16 protein-coding genes and 1 riboswitch are annotated in these 15,836 nt (G+C 44.2%); all 16 genes read right to left on the bottom strand.

Going from position 1 to position 15,836, the window contains the following annotated elements; genetic code table 11:
• Positions 1-14: 14 nt before the first annotated feature.
• Entirely contained in the window at positions 15-518 is a 504-nt protein-coding gene (locus AWT60_RS09100) for a precorrin-2 dehydrogenase/sirohydrochlorin ferrochelatase family protein (RefSeq protein WP_041084894.1), read from the bottom strand.
• Complete coding sequence (locus AWT60_RS09095; protein WP_073979476.1) at positions 499-1,284, bottom strand: sirohydrochlorin chelatase; 786 nt, start codon at positions 1,282-1,284, stop codon at positions 499-501. The genes AWT60_RS09100 and AWT60_RS09095 overlap by 20 nt, the downstream gene beginning before the upstream one ends.
• 74 nt (positions 1,285-1,358) lie before the next feature.
• The gene (gene cobA / locus AWT60_RS09090; protein WP_073979475.1) at positions 1,359-2,114 is read right to left on the bottom strand and encodes a uroporphyrinogen-III C-methyltransferase; all 756 of its coding nucleotides are present in this window, start codon (positions 2,112-2,114) and stop codon (positions 1,359-1,361) included.
• 29 nt (positions 2,115-2,143) lie between these two features.
• Positions 2,144-2,737, bottom strand: a complete 594-nt coding sequence (gene cysC / locus AWT60_RS09085) for an adenylyl-sulfate kinase (protein ID WP_044330722.1) — start codon at positions 2,735-2,737, stop codon at positions 2,144-2,146.
• Positions 2,738-2,751: 14 nt separating this feature from the next.
• On the bottom strand, positions 2,752-3,888 hold the full coding sequence (gene sat / locus AWT60_RS09080; RefSeq protein WP_039178416.1) for a sulfate adenylyltransferase: 1,137 nt from the start codon (positions 3,886-3,888) through the stop codon (positions 2,752-2,754).
• A gap of 57 nt (positions 3,889-3,945) precedes the next feature.
• Positions 3,946-5,010 (bottom strand): sulfate permease, encoded by a 1,065-nt coding sequence (locus tag AWT60_RS09075; protein ID WP_041084900.1) that lies wholly within the window; start codon positions 5,008-5,010, stop codon positions 3,946-3,948.
• Between the two features lie 13 nt (positions 5,011-5,023).
• The gene (locus tag AWT60_RS09070; RefSeq protein WP_041084902.1) at positions 5,024-5,725 is read right to left on the bottom strand and encodes a phosphoadenylyl-sulfate reductase; all 702 of its coding nucleotides are present in this window, start codon (positions 5,723-5,725) and stop codon (positions 5,024-5,026) included.
• Between the two features lie 45 nt (positions 5,726-5,770).
• A complete protein-coding gene (locus AWT60_RS09065) occupies positions 5,771-5,875 on the bottom strand; it encodes a DUF2292 domain-containing protein (protein ID WP_373272905.1) in 105 nt (34 codons plus the stop codon).
• A 116-nt stretch (positions 5,876-5,991) separates the two neighbouring features.
• Positions 5,992-6,094, bottom strand: a riboswitch (SAM riboswitch).
• A gap of 163 nt (positions 6,095-6,257) precedes the next feature.
• Positions 6,258-6,896, bottom strand: a complete 639-nt coding sequence (gene pyrE / locus AWT60_RS09060; protein ID WP_041084904.1) for an orotate phosphoribosyltransferase — start codon at positions 6,894-6,896, stop codon at positions 6,258-6,260.
• A gap of 7 nt (positions 6,897-6,903) precedes the next feature.
• Complete coding sequence (gene pyrF, locus AWT60_RS09055) at positions 6,904-7,608, bottom strand: orotidine-5'-phosphate decarboxylase (protein ID WP_041084905.1); 705 nt, start codon at positions 7,606-7,608, stop codon at positions 6,904-6,906.
• On the bottom strand, positions 7,580-8,512 hold the full coding sequence (locus AWT60_RS09050) for a dihydroorotate dehydrogenase (protein WP_047202127.1): 933 nt from the start codon (positions 8,510-8,512) through the stop codon (positions 7,580-7,582). Before AWT60_RS09050 ends, pyrF begins: the two co-directional genes overlap by 29 nt.
• Positions 8,506-9,282, bottom strand: a complete 777-nt coding sequence (locus AWT60_RS09045) for a dihydroorotate dehydrogenase electron transfer subunit (RefSeq protein WP_218677151.1) — start codon at positions 9,280-9,282, stop codon at positions 8,506-8,508. Before AWT60_RS09045 ends, AWT60_RS09050 begins: the two co-directional genes overlap by 7 nt.
• Positions 9,279-12,494 carry a carbamoyl-phosphate synthase (glutamine-hydrolyzing) large subunit gene (gene carB / locus AWT60_RS09040; protein ID WP_059377078.1) on the bottom strand — a complete coding sequence of 1,072 codons (3,216 nt, stop codon included), beginning with the start codon at positions 12,492-12,494 and terminating at the stop codon, positions 9,279-9,281. The genes AWT60_RS09045 and carB overlap by 4 nt, the downstream gene beginning before the upstream one ends.
• Positions 12,479-13,573, bottom strand: coding sequence for a carbamoyl phosphate synthase small subunit (locus AWT60_RS09035; RefSeq protein WP_024424230.1), 1,095 nt, complete (start codon positions 13,571-13,573; stop codon positions 12,479-12,481). Before AWT60_RS09035 ends, carB begins: the two co-directional genes overlap by 16 nt.
• Positions 13,570-14,856, bottom strand: a complete 1,287-nt coding sequence (locus AWT60_RS09030) for a dihydroorotase (protein ID WP_218677150.1) — start codon at positions 14,854-14,856, stop codon at positions 13,570-13,572. The genes AWT60_RS09035 and AWT60_RS09030 overlap by 4 nt, the downstream gene beginning before the upstream one ends.
• Complete coding sequence (locus AWT60_RS09025; protein ID WP_218677149.1) at positions 14,840-15,763, bottom strand: aspartate carbamoyltransferase catalytic subunit; 924 nt, start codon at positions 15,761-15,763, stop codon at positions 14,840-14,842. Before AWT60_RS09025 ends, AWT60_RS09030 begins: the two co-directional genes overlap by 17 nt.
• Between the last annotated feature and the right edge of the window lie 73 nt (positions 15,764-15,836).

Raw genomic sequence — 15,836 nt, 5'->3', positions numbered from 1 at the left:
CCTGACATGAGGATTTATCGGCTTTTTCTTTGTCGTTTTTTTCTTTCGATGTAAAGGGCATCAAGTGCGTCAATATCCTCTTGTTCAAGCAAGGATTCAATTGCCGCAGCCAGCTGTTTTGTCCGGGCGGGGCTTGCACCGCTTGTAGAGACTGAAATCGTCACTTTTCCTGCTTTGACAACCTTCGGCACCATCACATTGCCTAGCTCTGATTGGCTCACACAATTCACGAGCTGGTGAGGCTGTGCTATTTGTGCGATCCATTCATTTACCGAAGGGTCATTTGTCGCAGCTACAATGAAAAATGCATCCTTCAAATCTTCAGCATCTACCTTCTTTTCCTTCCAATTCAATTGGTATGTATCAATGAAGTGTGCCATCTCTTCAGAAAGATTAGGACTCACAACGGTTATATGGCAAGGCTCCGCGCACAGCGCCTTTGCTCTTCTTAACGCCACCGATCCGCCGCCGGCAATGACCACTTGTTTATTGGTTAAATCAAGATGGACTGGAAGCATGGCTTTCTCCTCGGAAACGAAACGCATCGTCTTTGTTTAAAATGGTTTCTTGCACGCGTTCAATATAAGCCGCTTTAACATACGGATGAAAGCCAATATACCGGCATACCCGGACATCTTTCAGCCGCTTTCTCGCCTGAGCGGCTTCACTTTCAATTTCTTTCATTAAAATTCCGGTAAACAGCAAGTAAGGAACGATATAGACAGGCCCATCGTCATCTGCTGATAACTGCGCGAGAACATCTCGATAATTGGGCTCACATGCTGTAATAAAACACGGAAGAACCTCTGCATGCGGAAGCAGACTTCGGACATCGTCTGCAATGCCAAACACATCTCGCTTCACATCCGGATCAGAGCTCCCGCGGCCAATTAAAAGAATCCGCGCCCGCTCGCCTTGATATCCTGCTTCTTCAATTCTTGCGGCAACCGCTTTTGTTACTTCTTGATTCACCCCGATTGGCTTTCCATATGTGACCTTCACTTGCGGGAAACGTGCGCGCACTTTCTCAATTTCGACAGGGATATCCGATTTGGCATGCATGGCAGTTAATAGGAGGAGCGGGACAATGGCAATGTGTGTCGCTCCTTTTTTCACACAGGCCTCAAATCCTTCTTCTATAGAAGGGTCCGTCAGCTCTAAAAAACAAATTTCTTGTATATCTGCTTTCACCAACGGCATACAGCTCTTCATAAAAGAAATGGCCTTATCTTGTGCTTCTTTTACTCGGCTTCCATGCCCAACATAAAGGACAGCTTGTTTCATGCAGCTCCTCCCTCTCACTTGTTTTCATCAGACGAAAAGACACGATGTATGCACGTGTCTTTTCTCTATCATTCTCATTTCTCGATTAATGCGGGTTCAAACCAGTTCAGCTTTTGATGAAAATGAACGACATCTCCAACAACAATTAAACTTGGATGCTCGATCCCTTCTTTTTCAACGGTTTCAGACAATGTCGCCACCGTGCAGCAAGTTGTCTTTTGCCTCGTTGTGGTTCCCCAGTGTATAAATGCAGCGGGAGTTTCAGGGTCCCGTCCATTTTTCAAAAGCAGGCGCTGCACCCTTTCCACGTTTTTGACACCCATGTAAATCACAAGAGTATCAATTCCTGTAGCCAGCGCCTCCCACTTTTCTTCAAAATGTTCATCCTTTTGATAGTGACCCGTGACAAAAGCAACATTTGAGCTGAATTCACGATGTGTCACAGGGATGCCCGCATAAGCAGCCGCTGCAATTCCAGAAGTAATTCCCGGGACGACCTCATACGGAATTCCGTGCTCAGCTAAGCATTCGATTTCTTCACCGCCACGTCCAAAGACAAAGGGGTCTCCGCCTTTCAGCCGAACGACAATACTCCCTTCCTTTGCATGAGCCACAAGCGCTTCATTGATGGCTTCCTGTCTCATTGTATGATGATTTGGCAGCTTGCCGCAATAAATCAATTCCGCATCTGGTTTGGCGTGGGCGAGAATGTCTTGATTGACAAGACGATCATATAAGATGACATCTGCCTGCTGTATTGCCTTATGGGCCTTTAATGTAATTAAATCTGGATCCCCGGGTCCAGCACCCACAATGTATACTTTCCCCATCTTGCTTTTCTCCCCCTGCCATCAGGCGATTATTTCGTTGTTCCTTTTACATAATCAACAAGACGCTGTTTTGATTCCTCACGGGATAATTCACCTGTATCTAATACGAGCTCAGGCGCAGCGGGCTCTTCATACGGTGAATCAATTCCAGTAAAAAATGGAATTTCGCCGTTTCTCGCCTTTTTATATAACCCTTTTGGATCACGCTCTTCACACACGTTCAGATCACATTTGACAAACACTTCGTGAAATTCCCCATCTTCGACCAACTGTCTGACAATGTGTCGGTCTTCTTGAAATGGAGAAATAAAAGCAGTGATGACAATCGTTCCTTGCTCCACAAATAATTTCGCCACTTCTCCGATCCGGCGGATGTTTTCTTTTCTGTCATCATCTGAAAACCCTAGATCTTTATTGAGTCCGTGCCGCACGTTATCGCCGTCAAGAACTGTGACTTGGTAGCCTTGTTCAAACAGCTCTCTTGCAGCTGCATTTGCGATCGTTGATTTACCTGATCCGCTTAAACCTGTAAGCCAGATAATGCCGCTCGTATGATTGTTTTTCTGTTGATATTCTTTTTTCGTAATAGATGAATCATGCCACACGATATGTTCGTTGCTCATGTCATACCCTCCCATTAAGATACCGTCGTTTTTAATCCTTCGATTAATGTTTCAATGACTTCTTTTCGGCTGAACGTGCTTGGTGGTAATTCACCGTTTCTTAGCATCGTTCGAACTTTTGTACCTGAAAGAATGACATGCTCGCTTTTGTCGTGAGGACACGTTTTTGGTGTGGCCATCGCTTCACATGTATTACAGTAGAAGCTGTGTTCAAATTTTAATGGAGTAATGCCGATTTCTTCGCTTGTAAATTGATCAAATAGTTCCTGCGCCTCGTATGTGCCGTAATAGTCACCAACACCTGCATGATCTCTTCCGACAATAAAATGGGTGCAGCCATAATTTTTCCGAACAAGCGCGTGAAATATCGCTTCCTTTGGTCCAGCATAACGCATTGCAGCAGGAAAAACACCTAAAAAGACGCGGTCTTTTGGATAATAACCATTCAATAACACTTGATAGCTTTTCATTCTCACATCTGCCGGGATGTCGTCAGATTTTGTTTCACCGACAAGCGGATTTAAAAATAAACCATCGACCGTTTCTAATGCTGTTTTTTGAATATATTCATGCGCACGATGAACCGGGTTTCTCGTTTGGAAACCAACAATGGTTTTCCAGCCGTTTTCTTTAAAATGACGTCTTGTTTCTTCTGGCTCATACGTAAATTGAGGGAATGGTTTTTCACTGCGTTTCGTCAGTGTAATTTTCCCGCCAATGTAAGTATCGCCGCGTTCAAATAATTTTTTCACACCTGGATGATTGCGGTCATCAGTTTTATAGATATTCACCGCTTCTTTTTCCTTATCTGGTGTGTATTGATCCTCTACTTCAATGACCCCATATACAGTTCCATTATAGGATAAGCGTACGATATCGCCTTGATGGATTTCCGCCGCCTTTTCTTTTGTCACTGGCAGTGTAATAGGAAGAGACCAAACGACACCACTTGCTAGCCGCATACTGCTCACAACTGCTTCATAATCAGCTTTTGTTAAAAACCCTTCAATTGGACTATATCCGCCAATTGCAATGAGTTCAAGGTCTGCAAAGGAGATTGCATCTAGTTCAATTTCCTTTGCAGCTGTGCTGAGATCATATTCTTCGTTTACTCGATTAATTAATACGCCACCATGTGGTGTTAAACTCATTTGTTCATCTTCCTCTCAATGTTCTTATTTATTAGATGTTAATAGTCGGATTTGTGATTAAATCCCGCCGCCCTGTTCATGAATAGAGCTGCTCTCATTTTTGACTGCCTTCATCAGACTCAGCGCACCAAGTGAGGCAAGCAGTACACTCATCATGATAAAGATAGAGTAATAGTCTCCTTTTAAGAAAAGGCTCACCAGCAAATACGATAGGCTGAGTGATAAGAAGGGTGACACCACCCACACTTTCAGCATTTTTTTCACAACATGTTTGTGAAAAATGTTAGGCCCGCCTTTTGCCATTCCAAGTCCGATAATAGACGAGGAGGTGATTTGCGTAAGCGGAACGGGCAGACCAAAAATAGAGCTGACGATGACAAGCCCGGCACCGGTACTCGAAAGTAAAATCCCTTCGCCTGTTTGATAGCGGGTAATTTTCTTTCCGTTTGTTTCCAGCACTCTTCTGCCTAGCAAGAGGGCCCCTGCTGCGACGAAAATTCCACCGTAAAGTGTTCCCTGCCCAACTGACAAAACGCCTGAAGCGACGAGCGGGCCGACCGCATTTGCCACATTGTTCATCCCGGCTGAAAATGCTTCTAAAAATCCGCTGAGGATTAAGACGACAGATAAAATAACTGTGCTTTTTTTAGACAACTTTCGTTTAGGGAACATTCTGATGATTTTGACGACTGCAAAGGTAAAAAGAAAGGCGAAAAGCGGGATGATGACCCAAAATGCCACAATCACTAAAATGGATTTCACAAACAGTACTTTATACGCGACTGCCACACCAACCACAGCCCCTACTGTGACCTCACTTGTTGATAAAGGAATCGCTATCAGATTCGCTATGAAAAGTGATAGTGCAGCAGAACCAATGATAATACAAACGATTTCAAGTGTAATGACTGATTCTGGCATAATACCAGAGCTGATCGTTTTGACGACCTCACCGCCGCCAATCACTGAACCTGCTAAAATCCCAACTGCACAAAAACTGAGTGCATAAATGGGTTTTTGAATGGCACCTGATCCATACGCAATGCCCATAGAAGCAGCTGCTCCGCTTGCGCCTATGTTTAAAGCAAAGAATAGACTAAATAAAATTGCGGCGATTTCCATACATTATGCTCCCTTACTCATGTAATCCGCACTCTGTCTTTGCTGTGCCTGACCATCTGCCAGAACGCAGATCATCTGCAGTAAATGCTGGTTGTGTACACGGTGCACAGCCGATACTTGGATATCCTTGGTCATGCAGCGGATTATAAGCAAGTTCCTCTCTAGATGCATATCTCCATATGTCCTTCCACGTCCAATGGATGAGCGGACATACTTTTACTGATTTGAATTTTTCATCCTTATTTAAGAAATTCGTCCCTGCTCGTTTTGGTGACTGCTCTCTTCTTAAACCTGAAAGCCATGCTGGATAACCAGAGAGGGCTTCTTGCAACGGAATGACCTTACGCATATGGCAGCAGCTTTGGGGATTTGTTTTCCATAATTGATCACCGTGCTGCTCATTTTGCTGTTCAACCGTCAGCTCAGGCGTTTTCAGTTCAATGTCTAAACCTGGGTATCTTTCCTTTACCGCATCAATTGTGTCGTATGTTTCTTTAAAATGCAGACCTGTATCTAAAAAGACAATTTTCGCATCTTTTTTTACTTTTGCAATCAGATCAATTAGAACGATGCCCTCAATCCCAAAGCTGCACGCATATACGAGCTGGTCACCATAATGACCGTACGCCCATTTCAGTACAGACAGGGCTCCTTTATACAAATCATCCTCTTGAAATGTAATGGACGGCTCTTGCCAATTTTCATAAGTTAACATGATTTCTCCCCTTCCGGAGTACCGCTCATATTGCTATTTTCCGCACTACTTCAATCTAATTTTTTCTTTTTTTTCCACCTGAATCACTTGACCGTCCTGAACAATTAACATAATTGAACCGAATTTCATATCCCCAATCAGTTCTTGCATATGCTTTACTAAGTCCTCATCCTGATTTTGTTTCACTTCCATCTCCTCTTCCCCCTCACCGTTAAAATAAAAAAACTTTCTTTCAGTCCGAAAGAAAGATGAGGAAGCTCACGATTTCCTTATCTTTCAAAATAGAATCATTTTGCAGGAAGTAGCACCTTGCGAATCGCAGGTTGCCGGGTTTCATCGGGCCAGTCCCTCCACCTCTCTGGATAAGAGTTTCAATTTGTCTTAAATATTAACACAATTCAAACAAAAGTCAACCCGACTTTGTTGATAGGATTAGTTTTTATTAAAATTTGAGTCTATTTTACTATTTTTACCCAAATAACAAAAGCCGTGCGGGCAGGCACAGCTTTTGTTAACGATGGGCTTTCACTTTTCAGACCGTTTCTTCCATCCAAGATTCAGAGGATGGATCTTGTCTCCAGCGTTTTAGTTTGTTCATCGCAGCAGGCTCAATCGCTTTCATTTCAAGTGCCACGTCTGTCAAAGTGTCATAGTCTGTTAGGGTGACATATGGAATATTTTTTTCTTGAAATGCTGCCGCTGCTTTTGGCAGTCCGTATGTGAAGATCGCGGCAACTCCTAGTACCTCGCAGCCCTCATCTTGAAGAGCAGCGACCACTTCAAGCACACTGCCTCCTGTGGAAATCAGGTCTTCGACGACGACAACCTTTTGACCTTTCGATACGGCCCCTTCAATTTGATTTCCTTTTCCGTGTGCTTTCGGCTTACTTCTAACATAACACATAGGAATATTCAAGCGGTCTGCTGCTAATGCCGCATGAGGAATGCCTGCTGTTGCAGTACCCGCGACAACCTCTGCTCCCTTGAAATGAGTGAGAATCAAATCTTTTAGACCTTCAGCAATGTCGTGTCTCACTTCTGGATATGACAATGTCAGGCGGTTATCACAATAGATCGGTGATTTTATACCGCTCGCCCATGTAAACGGTTCGTCTGGTTTTAATGAGACCGCTTTGATTTGTAATAGATGTTTCGCAATTTTTGATTTCATCTGGCAGTCACTCCCACTCTTTCAAAATTTGATGATAGGCTTCTATTGGTTTATCAGCTTTTGTGATTGATCTTCCGACAACGATTTGTGAAACACCTTGCTCCTTTGCATAGGCAGGTGTCGCCACGCGCTGTTGGTCATCGGTTTGATCATTCGACATGCGAATTCCTGGCGTTACAGTGAGAAAGGATGGTGAAATATGTTCATGAAGTGCTTTAGATTCATGAACAGAGCAAACAACCCCGTCCAGCCCACTTTCATATGCTAATTGTCCGTACCGGATAACAGTCTCTTGCAGCGGACGGTCAATGAGTAATTCGTTTCTCATCATGTCTTCTGACGTACTAGTCAGCTGGGTCACTGCAATAATGCCCGGGCGATTTTGCCCGGCAGGGGTTCCGCTTTCAAGCCCCTCTACGGCAGCCTGCATCATTTTTTTCCCGCCGGCTGCATGCACATTCACCAAATCAACACCAAGTGTAGCAAGCCGGTTCATCGCTTTTTGCACGGTTGTTGGAATATCATGAAGCTTCAGATCAAGGAAAATACGGCAATTTTTTTCTTTTAGTGCGTCAATGATGGCAGGACCTTCTTGGTAAAACAGCTCCATGCCAACCTTTACGAATAATGGAGTGCCTTCAAAACGATCTAAAAAGGCGTGGGCCTCCTGTCCTGATGGAAAATCAAGCGCGATGATGGGCAAGTGCTTCATGTTTCCAGCTCCTTCCGATGCATTCCTCTACAGATGAATATCCATATGCTGCTAACACATTTGGCAGCTCTTCAATGATTTCCGGGCAAATAAATGGATTCACAAAATTGGCTGTGCCGACAGCTACTGCACTTGCACCTGCTAGTAAAAATTCAAGTACATCTTCAGCACTTTGCACCCCGCCCATCCCGATAATCGGAATAGAAACCGCTTGACTCACCTCGTGTACCATGCGCACAGCGACCGGTTTGACAGCTGGTCCTGATAATCCGCCAGTTTTATTGGCAAGGATGGGTTTCCCTGTTTTTAAATCTAAACGCATACCGATTAATGTGTTAATCATGGTGAGTCCATCTGCTCCAGCAGCTTCAATCGCTTGAGCAATCTCCACAATATTGGCTACGTTAGGTGACAGCTTGACATAGACAGGTACAGAAGAGACTTCCTTGACCGCTTTTGTCAATGACGCCGCCATATTTGGATCTGTACCAAAGGCAATCCCGCCTGTTTTCACATTTGGGCAAGAAATATTCAGTTCAAGGGCATGAACATTTTTTGCTTGGCTGATTTGCTTGGCTACTTCCACATAATCATCAACCTGTGAGCCAGCAACATTCGCAATAATAGGCGTATCAAATTGCTCAAGCCAAGGCAGCTCATTTTCAAGCACGCCTTTTAGACCTGGGTTTTGAAGGCCGATTGCATTGAGCATACCGGCTCCTGTCTCGGCTACCCTTGGAGTCGGATTGCCAAATCTCGGTTCAAGGGTTGTGGCTTTGATCATGATACCGCCCAGCAATGATAGGTCATATAAGGATGCAAATTCTCTCCCGAATCCAAAGCAGCCTGATGCAGGGATAATTGGATTTTTTAAAGATAATCCGGGTAACTCAACGTTTAGCATGACAATGCCACCTCCTCTGCTTTAAAAACAGGTCCATCAAGACACACTTTGACGTAAGGTTTGTCGAGCTGATCGGTGTGACAGACACATGCAAAGCAGGCACCAATTCCGCAGCCCATTCGTTCTTCCATCGAAATGTAGACGGGCTTATCAGGATACGTGTCTTTCAGCGCTTTTAGCATAGGTGTTGGACCGCAGGAAAGCAGCACATCAAAGCTCAGGTTTTGCTCTTTTATCACATCTGTTACAAAGCCTTTAGCACCGTATGTGCCATCAACCGTTGCAATAAACGTATCGCCGAGTGCTTGAAATTTCTCCTCGTAAAATACATCCTTTTTCGATTGAAAGCCGAGGACATGCTTTACGATGACGCCTTTTTTCGTTAAACGCTTGGACAGTTCATATAGAGGCGGTACGCCAATTCCGCCGCCGACTAGTAAAGCCGTCTCTCCGGGCTGGACGACTGAAGGATCGTACCCGTTTCCAAGCGGACCTAATACATCGACTGATTCTCCCTCCCGCTTTTGGGAGAGGAGCTTTGTGCCGTCTCCCTCTGCGCGGTAAATGATGGTTGCTTCTTTTTGCTCGGCATGAATGTTGGCAATACTGATCGGTCTTCTCAGCAGCGGTGTCATGGATTCACTGACCTTTAGATGAAGAAATTGTCCAGCCGTTTGAAAGGAGTTCACAAGGTCACCTTTTAATGTCATTTCGTAAATATGATCAGCGATCTCTCGGTTCGAGACGACCGTCAAGTATGCTTTTTTCATATCGTTACTGTCACCTCAGCATTCGTTTTCACTTCTGGCATTTCATCCGCTCTAAATGTCATGCTCTCAAGCACTCTTAAAATGGCTTCTGCAGTATCTAGGGACGTTAAGCAGGCCACTCCGTTTTCAACAGATTCACGTCTAATTCTAAAGCCGTCTCTTGCCGGCTGTTTTCCTTTTGTTAAGGTGTTGATGACAAATTGCGCTTCCCCGTTTCGAATGACATCGAGAAGATTTTTGCCTTCCTCTCCGATTTTGCCGACCACACTTGATGGAATGGAGGCTTGTTTTAAATAATTCGCCGTTCCTTCCGTTGCTAAAATATGATAGCCGATAGAATGGAATCTTCTTGCGATCTCAAGTCCTTCTTCTTTATCCTTATCAGCGACTGTCAGAAGTACTGTTCCGTCATTAGGAATTTGAATGCCTGACGCAATCAATCCTTTATATAGGGCTTTTTCGATCGTGACATCTTTCCCCATGACTTCACCTGTTGATTTCATTTCAGGTCCAAGTGTAATATCGACTCTTCTTAATTTAGCAAAAGAGAAGACTGGGACTTTAACGTACACTCCTTCTTGCTCTGTGTGAAGCCCTTCTTCGTAGCCATAATTTTTGAGCTTCTCTCCTAAGATGACTTTTGTCGCAAGGTTGGCCATCGGGATGCCTGTAATTTTACTTAAGAAAGGAACCGTCCGGCTTGATCGCGGGTTCACTTCAAGTACATACACTTCGCCTTTTGATAGGACAAATTGGATGTTCAAAAGCCCAATAATGTTGAGTCCTTTTGCAAGCTTGATCGTGTATTCTGCGATCTTCGCTTTGATGTCCTCAGACAATGTTTGCGGCGGATAGACCGCAATCGAGTCACCAGAGTGAACTCCGGCTCTTTCAATGTGTTCCATAATGCCTGGGATCACGACAGTTTCGCCATCAGACACGGCATCTACTTCAATTTCTTTTCCTGTCAAATACTTGTCAATTAACACTGGATGCTGCGGATTGACCTTCACCGCATTCTCCATGTAGTGAAGAAGCTCAGCTTCTTGATACACAATTTCCATCGCGCGGCCGCCTAATACATAGGAAGGACGGACAAGGACTGGGTAGCCAATTTGATTGGCAATCGCTACTGCTTCAGGCACAGATGTTGCTGTTTTCCCTTTAGGCTGGGGCACGCCGAGTGTTTCTAACGTTTGTTCAAACTTGTCCCGGTTTTCTGCGCGGTCTAGGTCTTCTAGAGAAGTTCCAAGAATTTTAACCCCTCTATTTGATAATTCATCTGCTAAGTTGATCGCTGTTTGCCCGCCGAACTGAACGACAACCCCTTCAGGCTGTTCAAGGTCGATGATATGCATCACATCTTCTACAGTAAGTGGTTCAAAGTAGAGCTTATCTGAAATACTAAAGTCTGTTGAGACCGTTTCAGGATTGTTGTTAATAATGATCGCTTCATAGCCTGCTTGTTTAATTGCCCACACAGAGTGAACGGTCGCATAATCAAATTCAACCCCTTGTCCAATTCGGATAGGACCTGAACCTAATACGATAACGCTTTTCTTGTCTGTACGTTCTGATTCATTTTCATCTTCATACGTGCTGTAGAAATAAGGTGTCTCTGATTCAAATTCTGCCGCACATGTATCCACCATCTTGTATACAGGTACAATGCCTGCTTCTTGTCTTAGCTTGTAGACATCCGCTTCGTTCATATTCCACTCGCGGCTAATGTAGATATCTGAGAAGCCTTTTTCTTTCGCTTCTTTTAATACGTCTGTATTGCCTTTGTTTTCTTTTAATGTCTTCTCAAAGGCGATGATGCCTTCCAGTTTATGAAGGAAGAAGTAATCAATTTTTGAGAATTCGTGTATTTGTTCGACTGTATAGCCTCTTCTGAGCGCCTCAGCGATATAAAATAATCGTTCGTCTCCCGCTTTAATAATCCGTTTTTCAAGCACTTCATTTGTGATGTCTGCTTCATCTTTTAATTCAATGTGATGCACATCGGCTTCAAGTGAACGTACAGCCTTTAGAAGAGACTCTTCTAATGTGCGGCCGATCGCCATGACTTCACCAGTTGCCTTCATTTGCGTACCAAGACGTCTGTTGGCAGATTCAAATTTATCGAACGGCCATCGCGGTATTTTTGAAACGATATAGTCAAGTGCCGGCTCGAAGGCTGCATAGGTTTTACCTGTGACTGGGTTCATCATTTCATCAAGCGTTAACCCGACTGCAATTTTCGCTGCCAATTTGGCAATTGGATAGCCTGTCGCTTTTGACGCAAGCGCAGAGGAACGGCTCACACGCGGGTTTACTTCGATGATATAGTATTGAAAGCTGTTTGGATCAAGTGCCAGCTGAACGTTACAGCCGCCTTCTATGCCAAGTGCGCGGATCAGCTTAAGCGACACATTGCGAAGCAGCTGATATTCACGATCACTTAACGTTTGGCTTGGTGCTACAACAATACTGTCACCTGTATGGATACCGACAGGGTCAAAGTTTTCCATGTTACAAACAACGATTGCATGGTCACCGCTGTCTCGCATGACTTCATATTCAATTTCTTTAAAGCCTGCAATGCTTTTTTCAAGTAAGCATTGTGTAACTGGGCTTAGCTTCAGGCCGTTTTCAACGATTTCCTTCAGTTCTTGCTCGTTTGTACAAATTCCGCCGCCCGTTCCACCTAATGTATAGGCTGGTCTGACGATGACAGGGAAACCGATTTGATCCGTAAACGCCATTGCTTCTTCCAGGTTATGAATGATTTCACTTTCTGGTACAGGCTCATTTAGTTCATTCATCAAATTACGGAATAAATCTCTATCCTCTGCTTTTTGGATGGCTGACAGCTTTGTACCGAGTACTTCAACGCCGCATTCAGCTAATACACCAAGGTCTGACAATTCAACAGCAAGGTTTAATCCAGTTTGCCCGCCAAGTGTTGGCAAGATCGCATCAGGGCGTTCTTTTCGAATGATTCGTGTTAAAAATTCTGGTGTCAGTGGTTCGATGTATACCTTGTCGGCCATTTCTGTATCTGTCATGATGGTCGCAGGGTTAGAGTTCACAAGAACGACTTCATAGCCCTCTTCTTTTAGTGCTAAGCAAGCCTGTGTACCTGCATAGTCAAACTCCGCTGCCTGACCGATGATGATAGGACCTGATCCGATTACTAAAATCTTTTTGATGTCTACGCGTTTTGGCATACTTCTTCCCCTTCTTTCTCAGTCGTATGAATCATTTCCATGAACTGGTCAAATAAGTAGTTTGCATCTTCTGGACCCGGTGATGCTTCTGGGTGGTACTGAACAGTGAATGCTGGTGCTTCTTTATGTTTTAATCCTTCAATCGTATTGTCGTTTAAGGCAATATGTGTGACTTCGAGCACGTCTTCGTTAATACTGCTAACCGTGTAGCCATGGTTTTGAGACGTCAGTGTTACCTTGCCAGTTGCTAGTTCTTTCACCGGATGGTTTGATCCTCTGTGACCAAATTTCATTTTTTCTGTACTTGCACCGCACGCTAGAGCAAATAATTGATGTCCGAGGCATATACCAAAGAGCGGCACCTTTCCAATCAATTGCTGAATCATCTCAACGGCTTCCGGTACATCCACAGGATCTCCAGGTCCGTTTGAAAGCATGATGCCATCAGGCTTTAGCTGCAGCACTTCATCTGCAGTGATGTTGTATGGTACCACAATGACGTCACAGTCACGTTTATTGAGCTCGCGCAAAATGCCGTGCTTCATGCCGAAATCGACAAGGACAATTCTTTTTCCTCTGCCTGGGCTTGGGTACGCATTTTTCACAGATACTTGACTCACTTGATCTGTTGGCAGCTGCAATGTTTGAAGGCGGCGGACAACGTCTTCTACTTGTTCATCAGGTCCTGCAAATGCCCCTCTTAAAGTCCCTGCACTTCGAATCATTCTAGTCAGCTTCCGTGTATCGATTCCGCTCAGCCCCGGAATGTTTTTCATTTTTAAATATTCATCGAGTGAATATGAAGAGCGCCAGTTTGAGGGCTTTTCACAAAGCTCTTTCACAATCAGCCCTTTCACAAACGGTGTGATCGATTCAAAATCGTCACGGTTAATGCCATAGTTGCCGATAAGCGGGTAAGTCAGTGTGACAATTTGTCCGCAGTATGATGGATCAGATAAAATTTCTTGATAGCCCGTCATCCCTGTATTAAAGACGACTTCTCCGACTGATGGTTCTAAGCTGCCAAAGCCTGTTCCTTCGAATACTGTTCCGTTTTCTAGCACTAAGCGTCTCTTCATTTTACTAGTCTCCCCTCTTCATAAACGACTTTCCCAGATGCAAGTGTCATGACCGGCCATCCTGATACAGTCAATTTGTCAAACGGTGTATTTTGCCCTTTAGATAAGAAGCTTGTTTTATCAATTGCCATTTCTTTGTTTAAATCAATGAGTGTGATATCAGCTATGTGCCCTTCTTCAAGCTTTCCGTATGGAAGAGAAAATGCTTCTGCTGGTTTAATTGTCATATAATCAACGAGTTCTTTTAAAGTCCATTCGCCTGTTTTGACAAATCGTGTATAGAGAAGCGGGAACGCTGTTTCAAGTCCCACAATTCCAAACGGGGCACGCTGCATGGTTTCGTTCTTTTCTTCTTCTGTATGCGGCGCATGGTCTGTTGCGATGAAATCAATCGTTCCATCTAACAGTCCCTCGATCAATGCCTTGCGATCCTCTTTTCCTCTGAGCGGCGGGTTCATTTTATAATTTGTATCAAGACCTGGAATGTCCGTATCACACAACAGCAGGTGATGCGGTGACACCTCAGCCGTCACACGGATGCCTGCTTTTTTTGCATCGCGTACGACCCGCACAGATTCTTTCGTACTGATATGACATACATGATAATGACAGTTCGCTGCTTCTGCTAAAAGAACATCTCTTGCAATATGCACCGATTCACAAATGGACGGTATTCCGTTTAACCCATTTTCTTTTGAAAATTCTCCTTCATGAACGCACCCGCCGTAAATGAGCGAGTTATCTTCACAGTGCGCCACAATCGCTTGATCAAGACTTGCTGCCTGTTTCATCGCTTCGTACATCATGCCTGCTGTTTGGATGCCAACACCGTCATCTGTAAAAGCAAAGGCGCCTGCTTCTTTTAGTGCTGCAAAATCCGTCATTTCTTCCCCAATTTGTCTCGTTGTGATGGAGGCGTATGGCAGCACTCTCACAGATGAGGTCTCTTCGATTCGATTCATCAGCCATTCCATTTGCTCTTTTGTATCTGGAACCGGCCTTGTATTCGGCATCGCTGCAATCGTCGTATATCCGCCTCGTGCGGCTGCTTTAGAGCCTGTTTCAATCGTTTCCTTTTTCTCTCCGCCTGGCTCTCTTAAATGCACATGCAGATCGATCAAGCCTGGTGACACAAATAGCCCTGCTGCATCAATAACCTCTTCTCCGTCTTCTCTTTCTAGGTGTCCAATCGCTTGAATCACTTTTCCTTTTACCCTAATATCCTGCTGCACTCTTTCACCTGTGCTTGTTAAGATAAAACCGTTTTTAATGAGATATGACATAGACAGAATCTCTCCCTTTTTGATGTAGTGTGCTATCTTGAAAAGCTCTTTTTAATACGGCCATTCGGATATAAACACCATTTTCCATTTGTTTGAAAATCCTTGACTGCTTGGACTCTACTAATGAATCATCTATTTCAACACCTCTGTTTACTGGTGCTGGATGCATAATAATCGCTCGTTCTTTCATTTTGTTTGCTCTGTCTACTGTTAATCCATAAGTTGATAAGTAATCTTCACTGCCCATTTTTTCAGCGTGCCGTTCATGCTGGATTCTAAGCAGCATCACCACATCAGATTGTGCGATGGCTTCATCTACTTGGACATACATTCCGTGAGGGTTTTGTTCATCCTGGAAGGAAGCAGGTCCTGAAAAGAGGACTGTCGCTCCCAGCCTTGAGAGAACCTCAGCATTTGATCTTGCCACCCTGCTATGTTTGATGTCTCCATGAATCGAAATTGTTAAGCCTTCAAAGCCGCCAAACTCTTCAAAGATGGTCATGAGGTCAAGCAGTGATTGGGTTGGATGCTGTCCGCAGCCATCTCCTGCATTGATGATGGGAATTCCAACCTTCCCGATCAGCTCATTATAATATTCATCGGTGCTGTCTCTGATCACACATGCCTTTACTCCGATCGATTCGAGTGTTTTTACCGTATCGTAAAGTGTTTCGCCCTTTTGAACGGAGGTGCTTGCCGCATCTAAGCTCAGGACATTCATCCCTAGTTTCTTCTCGGCTACTTCGAAGCTAAAACGTGTTCTTGTGCTTGGTTCAAAGAAAAGGTTTGCCACAAATTCTCCGGCTAATCCATGTTCTTGTTTCCCCTTTTTGAGTGCAGCTGCTTCTTCAATCAGCTGTAAAATCTCTTCTTTTGATAAGCTGCTCATTGTCGATAAATCATTCATTTTTTCTTCCCCCTCTAGTTTTTCATCACTTTCAGGTTCAAAAAAACCCTAAGCCTCGGCAGCTTAGGGTTCT

Source organism: Bacillus sp. F2HM (genome assembly GCF_019266135.1).
GTDB classification, from domain to species: domain Bacteria; phylum Bacillota; class Bacilli; order Bacillales; family Bacillaceae; genus Bacillus; species Bacillus safensis.
This window is presented reverse-complemented; position numbering and strand designations above follow the sequence as displayed.